Source organism: Flavobacterium sp. YO64, from assembly GCF_004119505.1.
Taxonomy (GTDB): domain Bacteria; phylum Bacteroidota; class Bacteroidia; order Flavobacteriales; family Flavobacteriaceae; genus Flavobacterium; species Flavobacterium oncorhynchi.
Genome location: NZ_NRQV01000003.1, coordinates 242,277 through 263,224, shown reverse-complemented (window position 1 = coordinate 263,224; position 20,948 = coordinate 242,277). Strand labels below are relative to the sequence as shown.

Sequence of the window (20,948 nt, the reverse complement as noted above, 5' to 3'; positions counted from 1 at the left end):
TAGTAATTTAAATCAGCTTTCTTTTTTATTTCTAATTGCGATTTCTCGTTCCTCGAAATTACGAGATCGTATGTAAAATGATTTTTTACTTTTTATATAAATTATTGTGATCGATATATTCCCAAACTTTAGGCGGCAGTAAAGGCTGAATGTTTTTGCCCTCTTTAATGTTGTTTCGAATAAAAGTTGATGAAATTTCTACAATAGGAGCATCAATTACATGAATTTTTGGATGTGATTTTAGCTCAGTGTTTTCTGGTTCATCAGAGATTCGGGGGTAAACATAAATATCATGGTTTTCGAGAATCACCTCGTAGTTTCTCCATTTATGAAGCGTTTTTAGATTGTCTTCACCCATAATCAAAGAAAATTCATGACTTGGATATTTTTCTTGTAAATGCGCTAACGTAACAACTGTATAATTAGGCTGCGGCAGTTTAAACTCAATATCCGAGGGTTTAATCTTTCGATAATCTTCTGTTGCAAGAAAGACCATTTGCAAACGGTGATGATCATCAAGTAAGGTTGCTTTCTTTTTTAGCGGATTATGAGGAGTAACAACCATCCAAATCTGATCTAAATCTGCAAACTCAGCCAAATGATTAGCAATGATCAAATGACCAACATGGATGGGGTTATACGTTCCGAAGTAAAGTCCTATTTTCATTTTTTAGAGTTTCACAGAGATTCGCTAAGATAGCACAAAGATTCACAAAGTTTTAAACGTACTTGTGAATCTTTGTGTTTTTGCTTTTTGAATTTTAGCGGAATAAAATTACTTATTAATGAATTCTTTTACCAATTGATAAGCTTCCTCTTTTGCTGTATCTAAATCGTAATTTTTTATAATAGTGTCAAATTGAGGCGCTGTCGCTAATTCGACAGATGCTTTTGCAATTCGCATGTTAATTTTATCGTCACTTTCGGTAGAACGCTGTTTTAATCTGCGTTTTAGTTCGTCGACACTTGGAGGTTTTACGAAAACGGCTAAAGTCTGTTCTGGAAATTTGTGCTTTATACGTAATCCGCCGGCAACATCAATGTCAAAGATTACATTTTTTCCTAAAGCCCAAATGCGCTCAATTTCCGACTTTAATGTGCCGTAAAAATTATCACGATAAACCTCTTCCCATTCCAGGAATTCTTCGGCCTTTATGTGTTTTTTGAATTGTTCTAACGAAATAAAATAATAATCTTTTCCGTGTTCTTCTTCTCCGCGTGGGTCGCGAGAAGCTGCTGAGATCGAAAATTCTAAGTTTAAATCTTCTTTCTCTAATAAATGTTTTACTATAGTTGTTTTTCCTGATCCTGAAGGTGCTGAAAAAACAATTAATTTTCCTTTGTTCATTATTATTTATATGTAATCAATCTTCCCAAAGATTAAACTCTTTTTTTATGATTGATAGTAATTCATTATATGAAATTAATTCATCAACTGTTGGGTAATATTTTAAATAGAAAGCTGGATTGTCAAAGGAAAAATTATTTTCATTATTTCCATTTTTAACGAATACTCTATAAGATTCACCATCTAATACATGCTTTTTATTTTGGGAGATTCCAAATTCTCCGTCTTCTGCTATTATTTTAGCAACTTTCAGTTTGTAATCAATATTTTTAAAATTTGGTAAAAACTCAACATCACAAAGAAGAATATTCAGCCAAATCAAATTTGGATTAACAGGATTTAATTTTCTAATACTTTCTTTTGGAAATTGTATTGCATTTATTTTAGTTACAGCTTTAGATGCTTTATCAAACGAAAAGATATATACTTTCCAATTGTCCTTTCCTTCATCATACATTCTAAAAATTTCCATTCCATTTGTTACAGAATAATCTTTATAAATGCGAATTTCTTGTTTAAATTCTAATGTATCCGGGATTTCTAAAGCCTTATTTATTTCAGAAATATCTTGCCCAAAACATTTGAATATTGTAAAAAATAAAAAGATGAAATAATATTTCATAATTGATTTTTACAAAACATTCAAAACCTGTTCTTTAATCTTTTCCAACTCATCTTTCATCATCACAACCAATTTTTGCATTTGAGCATGATTTGATTTTGAACCCATAGTGTTGATTTCACGACCCATTTCTTGAGTAATAAAGCCTAGTTTTCTACCGTTTGCTTCATTTCCATTTAAAGTCTCTAAGAAATAGTCTAAATGGTTCGTTAAACGCACTTTTTCTTCCGTTATATCTAACTTTTCTAAGTAGTAGATTAATTCCTGCTCAAAACGATTTTCATCAACATTAACTTGTAATTCTGATATTGCAGTCTGTAAACGATCTTTAATGGCCTGAACACGTTCTGGATCTAATGCCAAAGCGTCGTTCATATATTGACGAATATTACCAATTCTTAAGTTGAATTCCTTTTCTAGAGATTCTCCTTCGTCTTTTCTAAAACCTAAAATATTTTGAAGCGCTTCTTCAATAATAACTTGAATTTGCTCCCAATCATTTTCGTCGATTTCTTCGCGTTCTGTTTTTAATGTATCAGGCATACGAACAGCCATTTTCATTAACTCAGTTTCATCAGCGTCTGGATAAACCTCTTTTAATTGAGCAATGTAGTTTTTTACGACAGGTACATTTACTTTTGTTGAAGTTTGTTCAGAGGTGCTTTCGATATAAATTCCGAAATCAATTTTACCTCTTTCCAGTTTTGCTGCGATTTGAGTTCTTAAACCTAGTTCCATTTCGCGATAAAGCGACGGCATTCTTACGTTTAAATCTAAACCTTTGCTATTTAAGGACTTTACTTCAACGGTAATTTTTTTTGTAGGCAATTGCAAAGAAGCTTTGCCAAACCCTGTCATAGATTGTATCATATAATTGAGTATAAAGGCGCAAAGATAACTAAAAGTTTGAAGTCTTGCGCTGTAATTCAATAATCTGTGTAATTGTATAATCGAGGAAAAAATCCTAGCTCAAAACTTTTATAACTTCTGCAATGTTTTTTTGGCTGTTGCCGATGTAAATTTTTCCGTCAATAATAAAAACCGGACGACTTAAGAAAGTGTAATGTTCTAAAATGTACTTTTTAAAATCGGCTTCAGTCAACGATTTGTTTTTTAAATCCATTGATTTGTACAATTGTGCTTTTTTACTGAATAGTGCTTCATAGCTTCCAGAAAGTTGATACATTTCCTCAAGTTCCGTTTCAGTAATCGGGTTTTGTCTGATGTCTTGAAAAACTAAATTATGATTTTCTGGTAAACTTTTAATGATTTTTCGGCAAGTGTCGCAAGATGCTAAATAGTATATTTTGTTCATTTTTTTTACAAATTTGTTAGACTGCAAAGAAAAATCATTTAAAACTTAAAAATGACTAATTTTATAAAAAAAAATATTTATGAAATCAGTTTTTGACGTACAGAAAACCATTAGAGAAGTTATTTTGAAGATTTTAGATAATTATACATTAGAACAATTAAACAAAATTCCAGAAGGGTTTAGTAATAATTTAATTTGGAATGCGGGACATTGCTTATCTGTTCAACAGGCTTTAGTTTATAAATTGTCAGGCTTGCCGGGGAATATTTCTGAAGAGTTTATGGCAAAGTATAAAAAAGGAACCAAGCCGGAAGGTGATGTTTCGCAAGATGAGGTTGATGAGATTAAAAGATTGCTTTTGTCTACTTTGCAACAAGTTGAAAGTGACTTTGAGAAGGGTATTTTTGTTAATTATATGGAATATGGTACAAGTATAGGTTATACTTTGAAAAATATTTAAGGAGCTTTAGATTTTAATAATTATCATGAAGGACTTCACACTGGAGTTATGATGAGTATTAAAAAGTTTGTATAAAAAAATCCCGCTAGAGCGGGATTTTTTTTATTCTATTATTGTCTCGATTGTAACTTTCATCGCACCGGCACCTTTATTTTTGGTGATTTCCATAAAGGCTCTTTTTGAAAGGTCGATTTCACGGGTTTTTACAAATGGACCGCGATCTGTGATTTTTACAATTACAAATTTTCCGTTGGCTTCATTAGTTACTTTAACTCTTGTTCCAAAAGGAAGTTTTTTATGAGCAGCGGTATATTTACTGTTGCTGAATCTGCTTCCGTCAGCTGTTTTTCTACCGTTAAAACGATCTGCATAGTAGGATGCGTGAGCTGTTTTTTTGTATAATTTTAGTTTTAAGCCTTTGTCTGTAAAAACAGAGTCAGTTGGCAAGGCAATTATGCTTGGTCTATTGTTTTTTACAGTGTCTTGAGTTGATTTTTGTTCAATTACTGGTTTTGTTTGGCTTATAATGTAGGTAAAGCAACTTAAAAAAGTTAATGCAAATGTGGTAAGTATGATATTCTTTTTACTCATGATTTATTTTTTTTCAGACTTGGGGGAGTTTGTACAAATAATATGCCGAGATAAAAAAAGCCCTATTTTTCTAGGGCTTTAATTGGTGTTTTTAGAACCAAAGGTTCCATGGAATTCTACTTAAAATAAGTAATAATCCTAATCCGTAAAATATAGCAACTGTTTTAAATTTTGCTTCGCTGTTAATTAGCTTTTTATGTTTTGACCATCCAATAGTAATTAAAACGATGGCGATAATATTGATCAGCGGGTGTTCTAAAGAAGTTAATCTAAGTTCAGCATTAGACATTTGACCAAAAGCTGCTTTTCCTAACGGAGACACAAAATAAAGGATTAAACCAATCAACAATTGTGTATGAGTTCCAATTAAAGCAAATAAAGAAATCTTGCGATCTTTTGCTGTAAACTCTTTTTTAGAAGAGAAGCCGATAATAGCATTTATTACTGCAATTGCTAAAAGCAAAAGTGCTAAATAGGCCCAACCTGAGTGAAATTTTTGTAAAAAATGGTACATAAATTAAATTTTTATTGAAACAAATATAACAAAAATGGGCAATAAAAAACGGCATTAAACTTAAAAGTCAATGCCGTTTTTTCTTATTTAGTTTGGTTCTTTATTAGAAATTGTAGCGTAAGCTAAAGTTCCAAGTTCTTCCTATTCCGAAGAAACCATTATTTGTAACGTTAATTCCTTTGTAAGTTACATCTGTTGCTCCAGCTGTTTTAGCAGAAGTTAATTCAGAGAAGTAAACTTCGTCAAAAACGTTGTTAACGTTAACTCTGAAAGCAATTGAGTTAGTTTTTTGTTTTCCGATAAATAATTTATACGAAATTCCAGAATCTACTAAATCATAACTAGGTAATTCTAAGTTGTTTTTTACAGCTCCTACGTTAGCGTATAATTTATCGTAGTATCTCCAGTCAGCATCGATAGATAAGTTTTTAACAAACTCATATCTAAATCCTAAACCGTAAGTTACTTGAGCAGCATCTCCAACTTTTCCACCATCAACATCTTCAACTGTTTTGTCTAAAGTATTTAAACCTTCGTCTCTGTATGTAGTAACAACGTTACCATTATACTGCCAGTCTCCAATAGATAAGAATCCTGTTAAGTTAAGATTGTGAGTTGGTTTTGCAACGAAATCTAACTCTACACCAGTGTGAACTTGCTCTACACCTTCGTTAGTTTTGTAAATTAAATCTCCTAACTGTAAAGATGGATATTTAATAAGATCAGCAGCAGCAGCAGCATTTGAAGTAGTTGTAACTCTATCTTTCCAAGAAGTTCTGTAAGCATTAACACTTGCAGTTACTACTTTTGAAGAAAAAGTATATCCAGCTTCTAATCCTAAGATTTTCTCATTTTCAGAAAGTGGGTTAACAGCATTTGTAAAGTTCAAATAGATGTTATCGTGGTATGGTTGACGAGAATAATATCCAGCATTTGCATAAACTGTATGTTGATCAGCAATTTTGTAGCTAGTTCCTCCTTTTACGTTGTACCCAACATTGTTTACTTTTTCAGCTTCTTTAAATTGTGGTAAGTAATCGTATCTATCAGTTCTTGTATGAGACTGGTTTGAAAGCGATCCTTGGAAGAATGCTGAGAAATTGTCATTTGAATACTCTAATTGGCTAAAAACACCTCCGTAAGAAATAGTTTCTCCGTAATCGTAATCAATTCTTTGGTTTTCTGCAATTGTATTGAAAGTTGCAGGCCATGGTTTTGCTGAAGCTGTTTCAGTAACAACGTTTGTAGCAATTGTACCACTTCCTTGGTCATTATCACCTTTTAAGTTTCTTGATTCTTTCCAGCTTGTTAATCCCATGAAGTTTGCAACTTCTCTAAAGTGAGTTCCTTTGTAAGTTCTTAAGTCTAAACCTGCATTTAAAGCTAAGTTATCAGTGATTTGGTGTTTTAAATTAGATACAGCACCATACCATGAGTGGTTGTTTGCACTAGCTCTAATTAAATAAGCTCCGTTTAAACTTCTTCCGTTGCTGTCTCCAATTCCTTGACCGATTCCAGCATTTTTAGCATAGATACCGTTAAAGTCAATTTGTCCGTTTGGTAAGTTAGGTAATTTAGAACCGTAACTTCCAGTTCCTCCACCTCTTCCCCAAGATGCATATAATACAGTAGATAATTGAGTTTTATCGCTAATATCGTAATCCCAGTTAAGGTTCATTACTGGTTTGTGGTAGTAGTTTGTTCTTTCAGAAACGTACTCACCATTTAATAATCCCCAGTTGTTGTTGTATTTTCTTCCGTATTGAAGATAAGTGCTGATCGCTTTTGTAAAGTTTTGGTCGTGCCATTGTGGAGCACCAGTTAACAAGAAGTTGAAACTGTGTTTGTCATTAGCTTTGTATCCAACAGAAATGAAGTAAGTTTGACCTTCACCTCTTGTTCCGTCATTGTAACCATCACCTTGCCAGTGAGATAACATTACACTTGTTCCCCATCCGCTTTTGCTCATACCTGTGTTGTAAGCAGCAGTAGTTTTGAAGTAATTATCATTTGCAACTCCTAAAGAAACAAAACCACCTTCGTTTTTGTCAGTAGCTTTTGTAATGAAGTTAACAGTTCCTCCTACAGAAGAGATTGCTAATTTTGAAGATCCTAAACCTCTTTGGATTTGTACTGCATTTGCAATATCAGATAAACCAGACCAGTTAGACCAGTATACTTTACCATCTTCCATACCATTGATTGGTTGACCGTTTAATAAGAAAGCAGTGTTATCTTGAGCAAATCCACGAACGCTGATTCTTGAATCTCCGTAACCTCCAGCTTGACCAGCAACGTAAACAGATGGTGTATTTACCATTGTTTGTGTGATGTCTGAAGTACCAACTTTTGCTTGAATTTCTGCTGATTTAATCGTAGAAACTGCAATAGGAGTTTTTCTGTCTTTAGCTAAATCGATAATTCCTTTACCCATTACTACAATTTCTTCTAATTGATTAGAATCAGATTCTAAAACAATTTTTCCTAAGTTTGTTGTAGCTCCTTTAGAAACTGTGAATTTTACTGTTAAGTTGTTGTAACCTAAGTAAGTGATGTATAATTCTCCAGCAGCTGTAGGTGAATCAATAGTAAATTTTCCATCAAAATCAGTAGATGTTGATGTTGTAGAACCTTTGATAACTACATTAGCTCCTGGTAATGAAACTATACCATCAGTAATAGTACCAGTAATTTTTCCCTGAGAGAATACAGTTGAAACTACCATAAAAAATAGTCCTGTAAGTAACCAATTTTTCATTTTCTTCATTTGTTGTTTTTGTTATTTGTTTTTGGCAAAATTATAACAATTAAATCAGATAGTGTTATCAAAATGTTAAGAAAAGTAAGTTTTATAAAATTTGTTGCGCATTAAAATGATTTTTTCTTTTTTCTTTGCATAAAACAATATTTTTTTGATTTTACACACCTGTTTTTTGTTAAAATTGTAAGAATGTGATCGATTGTGTAGTGTTAAACTTGCAGATTTTTACGATAAACTGCTGTTTTGCGGGTTGTTTATGCGAAAAAACGCCTTAAATTTTGTTAATTTAAGGCGTTTCAGGAGGTTATAAAGCTCTATTTTTTAAGGTTTTATTTATTCTTCAAAAAGTGGTTCAATAAAAATGTAGTTGAACTGTCGTGATTTTTTACTGTTTTAGAGTTAATTTCATCTAAAATAGAGTTTGCCAGTTGTTTTCCTAATTCAACTCCCCATTGGTCAAAGCTGAAAATATTCCAGATAACACCTTGAACAAAAATTTTGTGTTCATATAATGCAATTAATGAACCTAAGCTTTTTGGTGTTAATTTTTCAATCAAAATAGTATTCGTTGGTTTGTTACCTGTAAATACCTTAAATGGTAATAAATAAGAAGCTTTTTCTGCAGAAAGTCCTTGCTTGTCAAATTCTGCTTGAACTTGTGTCGGAGTTTTTCCGTTCATTAAAGCTTCTGTTTGGGCGAAAAAGTTTGACATTAATTTATCATGATGATCTTCATTTCCGTAAAGCGGTTTTATGAATCCAATAAAATCTGTTGGGATTCTTTTTGTTCCTTGGTGAATTAGCTGAAAGAAAGCATGCTGTGAGTTTGTTCCTGGTTCTCCCCAAATAATAGTTCCTGTTTGGTAGTTTACAGGTTTTCCGTCACGGCCAACACTCTTTCCGTTGCTTTCCATAGTTGCCTGCTGCAAGTAAGGAGCTAGTTTTGATAAATATTGTGTATATGGAATCAAAGCTTCACTTTCGGCGCCATAAAAATTATTGTACCAAACACTTAATAAAGCTAAAATTACAGGAATGTTTTCATCAAATTCTGTTGATTTGAAATGTTCATCCATTTCATTTGCTCCAACTAATAATTGGTTGTAATTGTCAAAGCCAATTGCTAGCGCGATACTCAAACCAACTGCACTCCAAAGAGAAAATCTTCCGCCAACCCAATCCCACATTGGGAAAATGTTGTCAGGATTAATTCCAAATTCGGTTACTTTTTGAATATTTGTTGAAACTGCCACGAAGTGTTTCGCAATATCTTCTTGTGAAGCTGCTTTTAAAAACCATTCTTTGATAGTCTCAGAATTTGATAAAGTTTCCTGAGTAGTAAATGTTTTTGAAACGATTAAGAAAAGTGTAGTTTCTGGGTTTAATTTTTTGATTATTTCATTTACATGATCACCGTCAACATTTGAAACGAAATGCGTTTTTAGATGATTTTTGTAAAATTGTAAAGCTTCAACAGCCATAACAGGCCCAAGATCTGAACCTCCAATTCCAATATTTACAATATCAGTAAAAGTTTTTCCGGTAAAACCTTTTCTTTCTCCAGAAATTACTTCTTCTGTAAAGTTTTTGATTTTGTTTTTTACCTCGTAAACTTCAGGAATTACATTTTCTCCATCAACTTTTATAACTGCCGATTCTGGAGCACGTAAAGCAGTATGTAAAACAGCTCTGTTCTCAGTTTGATTGATAATTGCTCCGCCAAAATATTGTGCGATTGCATCTTTTAATCCAATAGAATTTGCTAATTCTAATAATAATGAAATGGTTTCTTGGCTGATATTATTTTTTGAATAATCAACTAAAAAGTCATTCCATTGTAAGTTGAATTTTGCTGCGCGAGCATTATCTTGCTGAAAAAGTTCTTGTATTGTAGTTTCGTGAATTGCGTTATAGTGGTTTTGCAGATTTTTCCACGCTTCAGTCCCAGTTGGGTTTGTTGTGTTTAAAGCCATTTGTATTTTTATTGAAGTTTAGTTTTTTTTAGAAACACAAAAATACTGAAATAACTTTTAAAAGGGCAGTGGTTCTGGATTATATAACAAATAGTTACGAAAACGATTTATGAGATTGGTGCTTCAATTTTTGATTTTTGCTGTTATTATGACAGCACCATCATTTTCTTTTTCGTTATATATTATGCGGCTGCTGTTCTTGTTTAAAAAATCCAGATTTATGATCTCTGACTTTTTCAACGGCAATAAAATAGTGTCTTGCTGTTTGTTGTATTTAAATGGAATTCCGTTTATTACGATTAGGGGAGATTCATCAATTTGATCTTTTTCAAAAGCATTATTGATTAATTCTGATGCGTAATATTTGTTTTCATTTGAATCCTTTAAAATGAAAATCTTTGGATTAGAACATCCGAGTATTATTGTCGATGAGAATGCAAATAGTATTCTTTTCATTAATTAATTTGTGATTTGATAAAAGAGATGTTTTTGAATTAAAGTTTTACCAAATCTTCCACCAAGGCTTTTTATTAATAGTAATAGTTTTTTCGGCTGTATTAATTTCTATTCTTTTTAAAGGTTCTGTTTTAATCTTAGAATCATCAAAGAATAATTCGCCATTATCACTCATTCCAATTGGAGACTTCGTTCTTTCTTTCCAGTTTTCGGTTTGTAACTCTGGGATTAAAGGTGAATTAATTTTGGTGCTGAATTTTTTTCTTGCTTTTTCGATAATTTCTTCTTCAAGATTTGAGGAAGAATTTTTAAAAAGTGAAATTGAAGTGTCTGGAATATTTAAAAGAAAAACTTGTGTTTTATCATTTATTTTTTGAATATCTAGAACTTTAAAATAAGTAATGGAATCTAAGAGAAAATGTCCAATTTTTGCTGAATCAGGATTGAATTTTGATAAATCTTTAGGATGAGCGCTCGCAATCAAATATCTGAAATTTCCAGAAAGACCACCGCCAATTGAAGTCATATCGGTAAAACCTTTTTCTTGAATGATTTGTCCGATTTTGTAATTTGAAATTAAGTTCTCGGGCAAATTAGTGTCTCTGTAAAATAGTTTTAAACCTGAAAAAGTTTCATTGTAAATTGCTTTAATCCGAGCGTTTTTCATGTCCTCTAATTGATAAATTTACAAATTCCCAATACTGTCCAATTCTCTTTTCAAAGGTTCGATTTGTTTCATGAAACGCGTTCTGTCATTTCCAGTCAAAGATTCGCCAGTTGGTAAATTAAGTCGAAGTGCATCTACCTGAACGCCATTTTTCCAGAATCGGTAACAAACGTGAGGCCCAGTTGCAAGTCCTGTACTTCCTACTAATCCAATAGTTTGTCCTTGTGTAACACGCTGCCCGCGTCGAACTAAAATTCGTGACATGTGTAAGTATTGAGTAGAGTAGGTTCCGTTGTGTTTTACTTTTACAAAGTTTCCGTTTCCTGCTGTATATCCTGTCGCTTCTACAACTCCAGATGCAGTTGTTGAAATTGGAGTTCCTGTTGGTGCGGCATAATCTGTTCCTTTGTGTGCTTTCCAAGTATGTTGTACAGGATGGAATCTATTCGCAGTAAAGCGAGAAGTGATTCGGCTGAATTTGATTGGTGTTTTTAAGAAAAAGTTTTTTAATGTTTTTCCTTCGTCATCGTAATATTCAATTTTTCCTGAAGTGGTATCTCTTTCAAATGGAAATGCATAAACGATTTTACCTTTATATTCAAAAAAAGCTGCTTCTAGTTCTTCAACACCATCATAAGTTTTGCCATTGATAAAACGCTCGGTGAAAATTAACCCGTAACGATCTCCTTTTTTTAGTTTAAAGAAGTCAATAGACCATGAGAATACTTTTGTAATTCTGCTGGCAAGTGCAGTTTCGACGCTCTCGTTTCCAAGAGTTTCAGATAGTGAGCTTTTTAAAACTCCGCCAATAATTTTACGCTTTAAAGTAACAGGTTTTACTTTTTTGTATGCTTTTGCGATGCTGTCTCTTAAGTCAATTACATAATAAGACAATGCGTCTGGCTGGTAAATAAATACTTGTAATTTGTTAGTTTTATTTTTAGCTCTAAGTAGAGTAAAGGGTTTGTTGTAACGAATTGATCTTACATTAAAAGAATCTTTTACTTGTTCGACGATATTGTGAACTTGTTTGTCGCCAATATTTTGGCCTTGAATTATTGAGCCGAAAGAATCTCCTTTTTTGATAGTATCATTAACAACATTGAAGTCAGCATAATTAAAACCAAATTCTACTTTTTTAGTTTTTGGTTTAATAGTTTTTGTTTCAACCTTTTCGGCGGTTTTATTGCATGAAAATATTGAAAATAATACTATTATAATTACGAATGCTTTTTTCAAACTTTTAAATTTTTTGGGAAACTAAAGTAGTTTATTCGTTCCCCCAGTTAGACAATTCATCTTCGGTCCACAATTTAGGAAAAAAGATGCGTCGTTGGTATTTTGGGTGCATATATTTTTGCCAGTCGCTTCCGCCTGTTGCTTCTCCCGTTCCTTTTCCGCTTTCTAAGATGTATTTTCTTGCAGTATTTAAATGCTGCATTACCCAAGTAATATTTACGGTTTTATCATAGTGACGCATTGCTGCAATTAAATCACTATTTTGTTGATCTTCGACAGGTAGTTGAGAGAATTTTTGCCAGATGTTTTTCGTCTTAAACGAAGTCATTTGTCTTAAAAACTGATCCTTGTATTTTTTTTCAAACTCATTTAGCAAATAAGATTTTTCGCCAGTTTGGTAATCTTTTCCTGCCGCCTGCCAATACAAATGCTCAAAACTTGTTTCAAGATCTGTGTTTTCGTCAAAATTTGCTTTGTATCTGCGGTCTGTTAAATTAATGACATCTGTAGATGCAAATTCGATCAATCTGTATTGTGCACTTTGAAACCCGCTGGCTGGAGTAAGTGTGTTTCTGAATTTCATGTATTGATCTACTTCCATGCCGTTCTCCATAATGCTGAATGAATTGGTGAGCATGTCAAAATAACGTGTAATTCTTGAAAGTCTTTCGCTGAAAAAATCGGCCTGAATGTTTTCTGTATCAGCGATTTGGTCTATTTCCCACAAAATCATTTTAAAGATTAATTCGTTTACCTGATGGTACATAATGAAAACCATTTCGTCAGGAAGTGTGGTGCGTTGTATTTGTAAATTTAAAAGAGCATCAGTTTGTATGTAATCCCAATATGTAATTGGTTTTGACCAAAGCAAACCTTCTAACTGAACATCAGTTTTTTGATTTATGGCTTGAAATTTAAGGTCAATTTCTTTTAAAATTGATTCTGAATGATCAGTTAGGTTCATTTCTTTTTAACTTTAAGCGGATTTTTTAATCCTTTATATTCATCAAGATCTGCTTTTAGAGATCCAACGGCAAGATCTGCTTTGATTCTGATTGGTACTTTGTTGTCGTCGTCTGTAATCCAGAGTGTTAAGCTTTCTTTTTCTTTAAAGACTCTTCCTGTTTGCACAAGAGGTTTGAAAACCATTGTTGAAACGGTTCCAAATTTAGTCGTAATATCTTGACGGCCTACATATTTTAACTTAAATTTTGTGATTTCGTCATCAAAAAACATATCAATAGTAATGGATTCGCCTGATTTTAGTTTATCGATATTGGGATGATTTCTTAAATAATAAAACGACGAAACAATATCTTGAACATTGTCAGTAACTACAATTGTTTTTTCGGTTTTTCGTTTGTAATCTTTTACTAAAACTTTGTTCTCGGAGAGATTAAAAAAACCTTCTTGATTTTTAGTGTAGCCGCCTTCGTCAATTTTACGAACATAACGATAAGGGCTTCCAGTTTCTTTGTCGAAATAACTTTCGTATAAGTCTTCGACTTTAAAAAAGAATTTTGACATTCCGGTTGTATAGCCTTTTCCGATGGCGTGATGAACTTTTTTGTTGTTTATTGTAGCATCTTTAATCTCAAGAGTTGCGTATCCGGCATTTACAATCCCGTAATGAATTCTGAATTTGAAGTATTCTCCAGTATCAAAAGCGTCTTCTTTTTGAGTGTCAAAACTAAATGTTGTTAGAATTAATATAATGAGGACGAACTTTTTCATAGTACAATTTTTACATTTCATAATAAAGGTAAATAAATGCAAATTCTATTCCAAATGTACCAAAACAAAAAAACTCAGTCAAGGAATGACTGAGTTTTTATGCTATTAACTAACCAAAAAACTATAAATTATGAAATTTATATCAAATTAGAAGGAAACCACCCCTTCTTGATTTGCGAGTGCAAAGATAGATACAAAGTGCATAAAAAAAATAGCAAATAGTAAGTTTAACATAACATTTGCATAAAAATCATCATTTTACAGAGAATTTTTTTGCATAATGTAAAAATAATGCAATTTTACAAAGTTCCTCTCAATTCTTGCTCTCTTTCAATTGACTCAAACAGAGCTTTAAAGTTACCTGCACCGAACCCTTTTGCACCCATTCTTTGAATAATTTCAAAGAAAAGAGTAGGTCTGTCTTGAACTGGCTTCGTAAATATTTGTAAAAGGTAACCATCTTCATCGGCATCGACCATGATCGCTAACTTTTCAATTTCATTGATATCTTCTTTCATCATGTCCATATGAACTCCTAATCTTTCAGGAATTGCTTGATAATAGGTATGAGGAGGAGCTGATAAAAATTCAACGCCGCGTGCTCTTAGTTGTGATACTGTTTTTATGATGTCATCTGTAGCAATAGCGATATGTTGAATTCCAGGCCCGCCATAAAAATCTAAATATTCTTCAATTTGGGATTTTTTCTTTCCTTCCGCAGGTTCGTTGATTGGAAATTTGATTCTTCCGTTTCCGTTAGACATTACTTTACTCATCAACGCAGAATATTCTGTAGTAATTTGTTTGTCATCAAATGATAAAAAGTTCACGAATCCCATAACGTCTTCGTAGAATTTTACCCAAGTATTCATTTCATTCCAACCTACATTCCCAACCATGTGATCAATATATTTTAATCCCGTTGGTTCTGGGTTGTAATCTGATTTCCATTCTTTATAACCTGGCAAGAAAACACCGTTGTAGTTTTTTCTTTCTACAAAAATGTGAACTGTTTCGCCATAAGTATAAATTCCTGAACGAACTACTTGACCAAATTCATCTTCTTCAACAGTTGGTTCCATAAAAGAACGAGCGCCGCGTTTCATTGTTTCTTCGTAAGATTTTGTAGCGTCTTCAACCCAAAGAGCTGCCACTTTTACTCCGTCGCCGTGTTTTTTCAAGTGTTCGTTTATTGGAGAATCTGCCGTTAAAGGCGTTGTCAAAACGATTCTGATTTTATCTTGCTTTAAAACATAAGATGCTTTGTCTTTAACTCCAGTTTCTAATCCGGCATAAGCCAAAGACTGATATCCGAAGGCTGTTTTATAATAATGTGCAGATTGTTTTGCATTCCCTACATAAAATTCTACATAATCTGTTCCTAATAATGGAAGGAAATCTTGCGCTCCTTCAAATATTTTCTCTAATCCGTATTCTACTGATTTTACTTCTTTTGACATGATGTTTATTTGTTTAATCGGTTAATCGTTTAATTGATTTTTCCGAAATGTTGTGTTTAGGTTAATTTTTTACCGCAAAGACGCTAAGTAAAACGCAAGGTTCGCAAAGTTTTTTGTAGCGATCTTTGCGTAAAATCCTTGCGAACTTTGCGGTTAGATCGAAAGTGAAATTTATTCACACCAAGACTTGTAATATTGACCATCATCAAGACCCATTGCTTCTTCAGTTACCATTAATGGTCTGAAGGTGTCAACCATAACGGCTAATTCCTGAGTTTCTTTATGACCAATACTGCGTTCCATAGCACCTGGTGCTGGACCGTGCGGGATTCCTTTTGGGTGTAAAGTAATATGTCCCTGCTCAATATTATTACGGCTCATAAAATCGCCATCAACATAATACAGTACTTCGTCTGAATCTATATTGCTGTGATTGTAAGGTGCCGGAATTGCTTTTGGGTGATAATCGTAAAGTCTTGGGCAGAATGAACAAACAACAAAAGTTGCCGTTTCAAAAGTTTGATGTACCGGAGGCGGTTGGTGAACACGCCCGGTTATAGGTTCGAAATTGTGAATTGAAAATCCGTATGGGAAATTGTATCCATCCCAACCAACAACATCAAATGGGTGCGTTGCATAAACCACTTCGTGAATCATGCCTTCTTTTTTAATCTTAATTAAAAAATCTCCTTTTTCGTCGTAGGTTTCCAATTCGTTTGGCAAAATAAAATCACGTTCACAAAATGGAGAATGTTCTAAATGCTGACCTGATTGATTTTTGTATCGTTTTGGAGTATAAAATGGAGAATACGATTCTACATAAAATAGTCGGTTGTCTTCTGTTTCAAAATCGATTTGATAAATTATACCTCTCGGAATAATTAAATAGTCACCATATTCAAACGGAATATTTCCTAACATGGTTCTTAATTTTCCTTTTCCTTTATGGATGAAAAGCATTTCGTCGGCATCGGCATTTTTATAGAAATAATTTCGAAGCGATTCTTTCGGTGCAGCCAAGCCAATGATACAGTCTTTATTGACTAACATTGCTTTTCGGCTGTCTAAAAAGTCATTTTCAGGTTTTAATTCAAAGCCTTTAAAAAGAAGTGATTTTATGTTTTTTCCGATTGCGATTTTTGGTTCAACCGAATAGGAGTTTAAAATTTCTTTTACCTGCGTTGGTCTGTGAACATGATAGGATAGAGACGAATGTCCGTGAAAACCTTCGGTTCCAAATAATTGTTCATAGTAAAACCCTCCGTTTGGTTTTTCGAATTGGGTATGTCTCTTTTGAGGAAAATCTCCAAGTTTATGGTATAATGGCATGGCTTTTCAATTAGATAATTTTTAAATTAATTAGATAATTCGAAAATTTTGAATTGTGTGAACAGATAATCAAGTCAACTTTAGTTTTGACTAATTATCTCAATTCGATAGCTTCATTCAGGATTTCTCTTGATGAGGAATTGAAGATATTCTAATAAACCTGTCCATTTAGTTTTCATTATAACAAATGTCGTAATTTTTATTGATCAAAATTACATATTATATTATTTATAACATAAAATATTTCGAAAAAATCGAAATTAAAATAAAAAACCTATACTAAACCAAGTGAAGCTCTTTGACATTTCTGGCGACCAGGATTGTTTAATTTCGATTGGGCCAATAATCGTTTCGAGTCCGTAGCCTACTGCATAACCCGAATATTTTGGCATTGAAATCCAATCGACCGTGCTAAATATATCATCACCCAAATTGGCATAATTGGCAGAAAGATTTACGTGATTTTTCTTGAAAATCTCGTAATCAAGTGTGATTCCCGTTTTTATAAAACTGTTTCCAGCAATACTCAGAAAATCATAACCGTAAAAATAATTGAAGTTATTTATCTTATTATATCCATAACCTCCTAGAATATAATCGAAAAAAGGCACGCTGTCATTTCCAAATGTTAAACCAGCATCAGCATCTATTTTAAAAGTAAGTTTTTTAAATATCGTGTTTACATAAGAAACCTCTGCTTTTGCCATTGAAAATGGTTTAAACAAATTGGTATAATTTGAAGATGCCAAATAAGTTTGGAGATCTGTCGAGAAATACAATCCTGAATTTGGGTAATATTTGTCATCAAATGAATCGTATTTTAGGTACGCAAATGCACTTAGATAACTGCTTTTGTCAATTACATTGTCAATATTTGCAAGAGTTGGAGAGCTTATTTTAAGATATTTATATTCAAGTCCACCACCCATTAAAAATTTCTGTACAAAAATGGTTTGAAAATAAGCCTGATTGCTTAAGTCCATAAAATCGACATTAATGAGGTTTACATTCGGATTTTGAGCTGTTAAAGTACTTATATTGGTTGTTACATTTCTATTAAATTGATTTAATCGAGAGCGAAACCCAAAACTAATATTAAAACCATTTTCGACATAATAGTTAAAATCATATCTAAAATTATCTCCTAGAATGATATCCATTGAAGTAACATCATTTTTTAAGAATGTTTTTTTATGTGTAAGATTCAATAGTATGCCGCTTTTATACAAGCCGTCATAATGAAGACCAAGTTTTAAATAGGTCTGTGTTGGGTTTTCTTTAAGCACAAGATCTAAGTCGTCGCTTTCTCCATCTGGTTCTAAACAGTAGGATATTGTACTAAAGTTTTGAGTTGCATTTAAGTTGTTGATTCCAGTTTTAAGATCGGCATATGTAATCGTGCTTTCTGGTTTGAAGCGAAGTTTTCCTCGAATATATTCTTTGGTGTAATTTTCGAGATTGTCACTGTTTATTTTTGCGATTTTAAGTGTATCCGAAGCAATTTTTAGTTTTGGTTTTTTATAAAAATTATCTTCGTTTACAAGCGATTTTAATTTTTCATAAACAGCAAAAGAAGCTTCTTCTCCTTTTCGAATAATTTCTTCTCCTTTGTCAAAAGAGATTACGCCATAATCACGAATATCTGGTTTGATGTAAATGTCAGTATCTTTTACTTTACTTTTCATTTTCTCAATAGATTGCAGATTGGTGATCTGAACCAAGATTCGAGTTGCGTTTTTTAGGTTTTTTCTATTCAATAAATCATCCTGAACATCGACACCAATAATGATGTCTGCACCAAGATTACGAACTTCTTTTATGGGATAATTGTTTACAACACCTCCGTCGACTAATAAATTTCCGTCGATTTCGACAGGTGTAAATAACGATGGAAAAGCGGCACTCGCCATCATCGCTTGCACTAGATTTCCTTTGTTAAGTAATACTTCTTCGCCGGTTTCAATATTAGTTCCAATGCATAAAAACGGAGTTGGAAGTTTGTTGAAATCGCGAACGTGACGAACATTACGTGTTAGACTGCTTAGTAAATTGTAATTGTACATTCCTTTTGAAAGTGCCTCAGGAATACCTATTTTAAAATTACTGAAAGGTAAAACAATAGCATACAATTCGTCATTTTTCTTTCCGTAGAAATTTTTTGATGAACGCGGAATATAATCGTTTATTAATTCGTCGAAATTTGTTTTCTTGAAAATAGAGTCAATCTGCGAAGCATTATAGCCAGAAGCATAAAGTCCGCCAATTACAGATCCCATGCTGGTTCCGCCAATATAATCAATTTTGATTCCAGCTTCTTCCAGTACTTTTAAAACACCAATATGTGCAAAACCTTTGGCACCGCCGCCGCTTAATACCAATCCAATTTTTGGTTTTTTAATGCTGTCTCTTTTATTTTCCTGCGAAAAAGTTTTTTGTGGACTCAGTAATAAAAGTGTAAAAAGTAATCCTGTACTCCAGAAGGAAATAGAAAACTGCGAAAACGAAAAGATTGTTTTTTCCTGCCAAAAAAGAGCTGCCCAAGAAGCTCCCTTGTTGGGATCGGAAAAAAATCCTTTTAACCGAGTATTTAAAATTGACAGCTGGTTTGGGCGCATATGAATTTACTAGTTCGTTTTGTAAAAGTCGACAATTTTTTTGGCTTTAGAAACCCCTACAACGGCAGATATTTCTTTTTCTGATGCTAATTTCAATCTTTTAACACTTTTAAAATGTTGTATTAACGTAAGCATGGTTTTTTCGCCAATACCTGGAATACTTTCGACTGAGGAATTAAGAGCTGCTTTGCTGCGTTTATCTCTGTGAAAAGTGATTCCGAATCGGTGCGCTTCGTTTCGTAATTGCTGAATTACTTTGAGTGTTTCCGATTTTTTATCAAGATATAACGGAATTGAATCTCCGGGATAAAATAGTTCTTCTAAGCGTTTTGCAATCCCAATAATAGCAACTTTTCCGCGTAAGCCTAATTCATCAATGCTTTTTAAGGCAGCAGATAACTGACCTTTTCCTCCGTCAATAATAATTAATTGCGGCAGCGGTTCATTTTCTTCTAATACTCTTTTGTAACGGCGATATACAATTTCGGTCATCGAGGCAAAATCGTCCGGACCTTCGACCGTTTTTACATTAAAGTGGCGATAATCTTTTTTACTTGGTTTCCCATCTTTAAAAACTACACAGGCAGCAACAGGATTTGTTCCCTGAATATTCGAGTTATCAAAACATTCGATATGGCGCGGCTCTGAGGGAAGTCGTAAATCTTTCTGCATTTGCGCCATGATTCGATTTGTATGTCGGTCAGGATCTACAATTTGTAATTGTTTTAATTGTTCAATTCGGTAAAATTTGGCATTTCGAATTGATAGATCTAAAATCTGTTTTTTATCGCCAAGCTGCGGAACTGTTGTTTTGATGTTTTCGCCTAAATCTATTTCAAACGGAACAATTACTTCTTTTGATAAAAGCTGAAAACGTTCGCGAAGTTCAACAATAGCAAGTTCTAAAAGCTCTTCGTCGCTTTCGTCAAGCTTCTTTTTCATTTCTAAAGTGTGCGAACGAATAATCGATCCGTGAGAAATTTGCAGAAAGTTCACAAAAGCGGCACTTTCATCAGACACAATCGAAAATACATCGATGTTGGTAATCTTTGGATTTACAATTGTCGATTTTGATTGATAATTTTCTAGAACTTCTATTTTTTCTTTTATTTTCTGTGCTTCTTCAAAACGCAATTCCTGCGCATATTCAATCATTAATCGTTTAAAGCCTTTGATGCTTTCTTTGAAATTTCCTTTAAGAATTTCGCGAATTGCATCGACTTGTTTTTGATATTCTTCTAATGATTCCAAACCTTCACACGGTCCTTTGCAATTGCCAATATGATATTCAAGGCAGACTTTAAATTTACCAGAATCAATATTAGATTTACTTAAGTCGTAATTGCAGGTTCGAAGCGGATACAATTCTTTGATAAGATCAAGAATAGTGTGTACTGTTTTGAAACTGGTATAAGGACCAAAATATTCAGATCCGTCTTTGACCATTCTTCTGGTCGAAAATATTCTCGAAAAAGGTTCTTTTTTTATACAAATCCAAGGATAACTTTTATCATCACGAAGCAAAACATTATATCTTGGCTGTAATGTTTTTATCAGATTATTTTCTAATAAAAGAGCATCCGTTTCAGTAGGAACCACAATGTGTTTTATGGTGACGATTTTTTTTACTAAAACATTTGTTTTGGCTGTATCGTGAATTTTATTGAAATAAGATGAAACTCTTTTTTTTAAGTTTTTGGCTTTGCCAACATATAAAATCTTTCCGTCTTTATCATAATATTGATAAACGCCCGGATTATCTGGTAAAGTTAGAATTTGAAGTTCAAGAGGAGTCTGCATAGAACAAATTTAAACTTTTGCGCTCAAATTAAATAATTCTTTTAGTTTTCTTAAAGAAAAAACG

The 20,948-nt window shown here is 32.9% G+C and carries 19 protein-coding genes; 1 reads left to right on the top strand and 18 read right to left on the bottom strand.

Going from position 1 to position 20,948, the window contains the following annotated elements:
* Positions 1–85: 85 nt before the first annotated feature.
* The 5 genes from nadD to BOW57_RS03765 form a co-directional block, all read right to left on the bottom strand.
* On the bottom strand, positions 86–667 hold the full coding sequence (gene nadD, locus BOW57_RS03785; RefSeq protein ID WP_129053096.1) for a nicotinate (nicotinamide) nucleotide adenylyltransferase: 582 nt from the start codon (positions 665–667) through the stop codon (positions 86–88).
* A gap of 108 nt (positions 668–775) precedes the next feature.
* A complete protein-coding gene (gene gmk, locus BOW57_RS03780) occupies positions 776–1,348 on the bottom strand; it encodes a guanylate kinase (RefSeq protein WP_129053095.1) in 573 nt (190 codons plus the stop codon).
* A gap of 16 nt (positions 1,349–1,364) precedes the next feature.
* Positions 1,365–1,970 carry a hypothetical protein gene (locus BOW57_RS03775; RefSeq protein WP_129053094.1) on the bottom strand — a complete coding sequence of 202 codons (606 nt, stop codon included), beginning with the start codon at positions 1,968–1,970 and terminating at the stop codon, positions 1,365–1,367.
* Between the two features lie 9 nt (positions 1,971–1,979).
* On the bottom strand, positions 1,980–2,840 hold the full coding sequence (locus BOW57_RS03770; RefSeq protein WP_089057137.1) for a YicC/YloC family endoribonuclease: 861 nt from the start codon (positions 2,838–2,840) through the stop codon (positions 1,980–1,982).
* Between the two features lie 94 nt (positions 2,841–2,934).
* Entirely contained in the window at positions 2,935–3,285 is a 351-nt protein-coding gene (locus BOW57_RS03765) for an arsenate reductase family protein (RefSeq protein WP_129053093.1), read from the bottom strand.
* A 79-nt stretch (positions 3,286–3,364) separates the two neighbouring features.
* Between BOW57_RS03765 and BOW57_RS03760 the strand changes: the two genes are divergently transcribed.
* Positions 3,365–3,745 carry a DinB family protein gene (locus tag BOW57_RS03760; RefSeq protein WP_371413509.1) on the top strand — a complete coding sequence of 127 codons (381 nt, stop codon included), beginning with the start codon at positions 3,365–3,367 and terminating at the stop codon, positions 3,743–3,745.
* A 102-nt stretch (positions 3,746–3,847) separates the two neighbouring features.
* Here BOW57_RS03760 and BOW57_RS03755 read toward each other — a convergent pair whose 3' ends face one another.
* From BOW57_RS03755 to uvrC, 13 genes are all read right to left on the bottom strand, one after another.
* A complete protein-coding gene (locus BOW57_RS03755) occupies positions 3,848–4,336 on the bottom strand; it encodes a septal ring lytic transglycosylase RlpA family protein (protein ID WP_129053092.1) in 489 nt (162 codons plus the stop codon).
* A gap of 91 nt (positions 4,337–4,427) precedes the next feature.
* Positions 4,428–4,850 (bottom strand): hypothetical protein, encoded by a 423-nt coding sequence (locus tag BOW57_RS03750; RefSeq protein ID WP_129053091.1) that lies wholly within the window; start codon positions 4,848–4,850, stop codon positions 4,428–4,430.
* 103 nt (positions 4,851–4,953) lie between these two features.
* Positions 4,954–7,608: a TonB-dependent receptor gene (locus BOW57_RS03745; protein WP_370433253.1), complete on the bottom strand. Its 2,655-nt coding sequence runs from the start codon at positions 7,606–7,608 to the stop codon at positions 4,954–4,956.
* A gap of 332 nt (positions 7,609–7,940) precedes the next feature.
* Complete coding sequence (pgi, locus tag BOW57_RS03740; RefSeq protein WP_129053089.1) at positions 7,941–9,584, bottom strand: glucose-6-phosphate isomerase; 1,644 nt, start codon at positions 9,582–9,584, stop codon at positions 7,941–7,943.
* Between the two features lie 123 nt (positions 9,585–9,707).
* Positions 9,708–10,040 carry a hypothetical protein gene (locus tag BOW57_RS03735; protein ID WP_129053088.1) on the bottom strand — a complete coding sequence of 111 codons (333 nt, stop codon included), beginning with the start codon at positions 10,038–10,040 and terminating at the stop codon, positions 9,708–9,710.
* A gap of 46 nt (positions 10,041–10,086) precedes the next feature.
* Positions 10,087–10,707 (bottom strand): hypothetical protein, encoded by a 621-nt coding sequence (locus tag BOW57_RS03730; protein WP_129053087.1) that lies wholly within the window; start codon positions 10,705–10,707, stop codon positions 10,087–10,089.
* Positions 10,708–10,725: 18 nt separating this feature from the next.
* Positions 10,726–11,946 carry a peptidoglycan DD-metalloendopeptidase family protein gene (locus tag BOW57_RS03725; RefSeq protein WP_129053086.1) on the bottom strand — a complete coding sequence of 407 codons (1,221 nt, stop codon included), beginning with the start codon at positions 11,944–11,946 and terminating at the stop codon, positions 10,726–10,728.
* Between the two features lie 31 nt (positions 11,947–11,977).
* Entirely contained in the window at positions 11,978–12,910 is a 933-nt protein-coding gene (locus tag BOW57_RS03720; protein ID WP_129053085.1) for a tryptophan 2,3-dioxygenase family protein, read from the bottom strand.
* A complete protein-coding gene (locus BOW57_RS03715) occupies positions 12,907–13,680 on the bottom strand; it encodes a DUF3108 domain-containing protein (protein WP_089053786.1) in 774 nt (257 codons plus the stop codon). Before BOW57_RS03715 ends, BOW57_RS03720 begins: the two co-directional genes overlap by 4 nt.
* A gap of 299 nt (positions 13,681–13,979) precedes the next feature.
* Complete coding sequence (gene hppD, locus BOW57_RS03710) at positions 13,980–15,140, bottom strand: 4-hydroxyphenylpyruvate dioxygenase (protein WP_089057126.1); 1,161 nt, start codon at positions 15,138–15,140, stop codon at positions 13,980–13,982.
* A gap of 171 nt (positions 15,141–15,311) precedes the next feature.
* The gene (locus tag BOW57_RS03705; RefSeq protein WP_129053084.1) at positions 15,312–16,469 is read right to left on the bottom strand and encodes a homogentisate 1,2-dioxygenase; all 1,158 of its coding nucleotides are present in this window, start codon (positions 16,467–16,469) and stop codon (positions 15,312–15,314) included.
* A 260-nt stretch (positions 16,470–16,729) separates the two neighbouring features.
* Entirely contained in the window at positions 16,730–19,084 is a 2,355-nt protein-coding gene (locus BOW57_RS03700) for a patatin-like phospholipase family protein (protein ID WP_129053083.1), read from the bottom strand.
* Between the two features lie 9 nt (positions 19,085–19,093).
* Entirely contained in the window at positions 19,094–20,884 is a 1,791-nt protein-coding gene (uvrC, locus tag BOW57_RS03695; RefSeq protein WP_129053082.1) for an excinuclease ABC subunit UvrC, read from the bottom strand.
* Positions 20,885–20,948 lie beyond the last annotated feature (64 nt).

Bases quoted from the DNA above. Each gene is read 5' to 3' on its own strand.
- BOW57_RS03750 (WP_129053091.1), bottom strand. From the start codon at position 4,850: ATGTACCATTTTTTACAAAAATTTCACTCAGGTTGGGCCTATTTAGCA.
- BOW57_RS03735 (WP_129053088.1), bottom strand. From the start codon at position 10,040: ATGAAAAGAATACTATTTGCATTCTCATCGACAATAATACTCGGATGT.
- BOW57_RS03720 (WP_129053085.1), bottom strand. From the start codon at position 12,910: ATGAACCTAACTGATCATTCAGAATCAATTTTAAAAGAAATTGACCTT.
- BOW57_RS03775 (WP_129053094.1), bottom strand. From the start codon at position 1,970: ATGAAATATTATTTCATCTTTTTATTTTTTACAATATTCAAATGTTTT.
- BOW57_RS03770 (WP_089057137.1), bottom strand. From the start codon at position 2,840: ATGATACAATCTATGACAGGGTTTGGCAAAGCTTCTTTGCAATTGCCT.
- BOW57_RS03760 (WP_371413509.1), top strand. From the start codon at position 3,365: ATGAAATCAGTTTTTGACGTACAGAAAACCATTAGAGAAGTTATTTTG.
- BOW57_RS03765 (WP_129053093.1), bottom strand. From the start codon at position 3,285: ATGAACAAAATATACTATTTAGCATCTTGCGACACTTGCCGAAAAATC.
- BOW57_RS03705 (WP_129053084.1), bottom strand. From the start codon at position 16,469: ATGCCATTATACCATAAACTTGGAGATTTTCCTCAAAAGAGACATACC.
- gmk (WP_129053095.1), bottom strand. From the start codon at position 1,348: ATGAACAAAGGAAAATTAATTGTTTTTTCAGCACCTTCAGGATCAGGA.
- BOW57_RS03755 (WP_129053092.1), bottom strand. From the start codon at position 4,336: ATGAGTAAAAAGAATATCATACTTACCACATTTGCATTAACTTTTTTA.
- pgi (WP_129053089.1), bottom strand. From the start codon at position 9,584: ATGGCTTTAAACACAACAAACCCAACTGGGACTGAAGCGTGGAAAAAT.
- BOW57_RS03700 (WP_129053083.1), bottom strand. From the start codon at position 19,084: ATGCGCCCAAACCAGCTGTCAATTTTAAATACTCGGTTAAAAGGATTT.
- BOW57_RS03715 (WP_089053786.1), bottom strand. From the start codon at position 13,680: ATGAAAAAGTTCGTCCTCATTATATTAATTCTAACAACATTTAGTTTT.
- BOW57_RS03730 (WP_129053087.1), bottom strand. From the start codon at position 10,707: ATGAAAAACGCTCGGATTAAAGCAATTTACAATGAAACTTTTTCAGGT.
- nadD (WP_129053096.1), bottom strand. From the start codon at position 667: ATGAAAATAGGACTTTACTTCGGAACGTATAACCCCATCCATGTTGGT.
- BOW57_RS03745 (WP_370433253.1), bottom strand. From the start codon at position 7,608: ATGAAAAATTGGTTACTTACAGGACTATTTTTTATGGTAGTTTCAACT.
- hppD (WP_089057126.1), bottom strand. From the start codon at position 15,140: ATGTCAAAAGAAGTAAAATCAGTAGAATACGGATTAGAGAAAATATTT.
- uvrC (WP_129053082.1), bottom strand. From the start codon at position 20,884: ATGCAGACTCCTCTTGAACTTCAAATTCTAACTTTACCAGATAATCCG.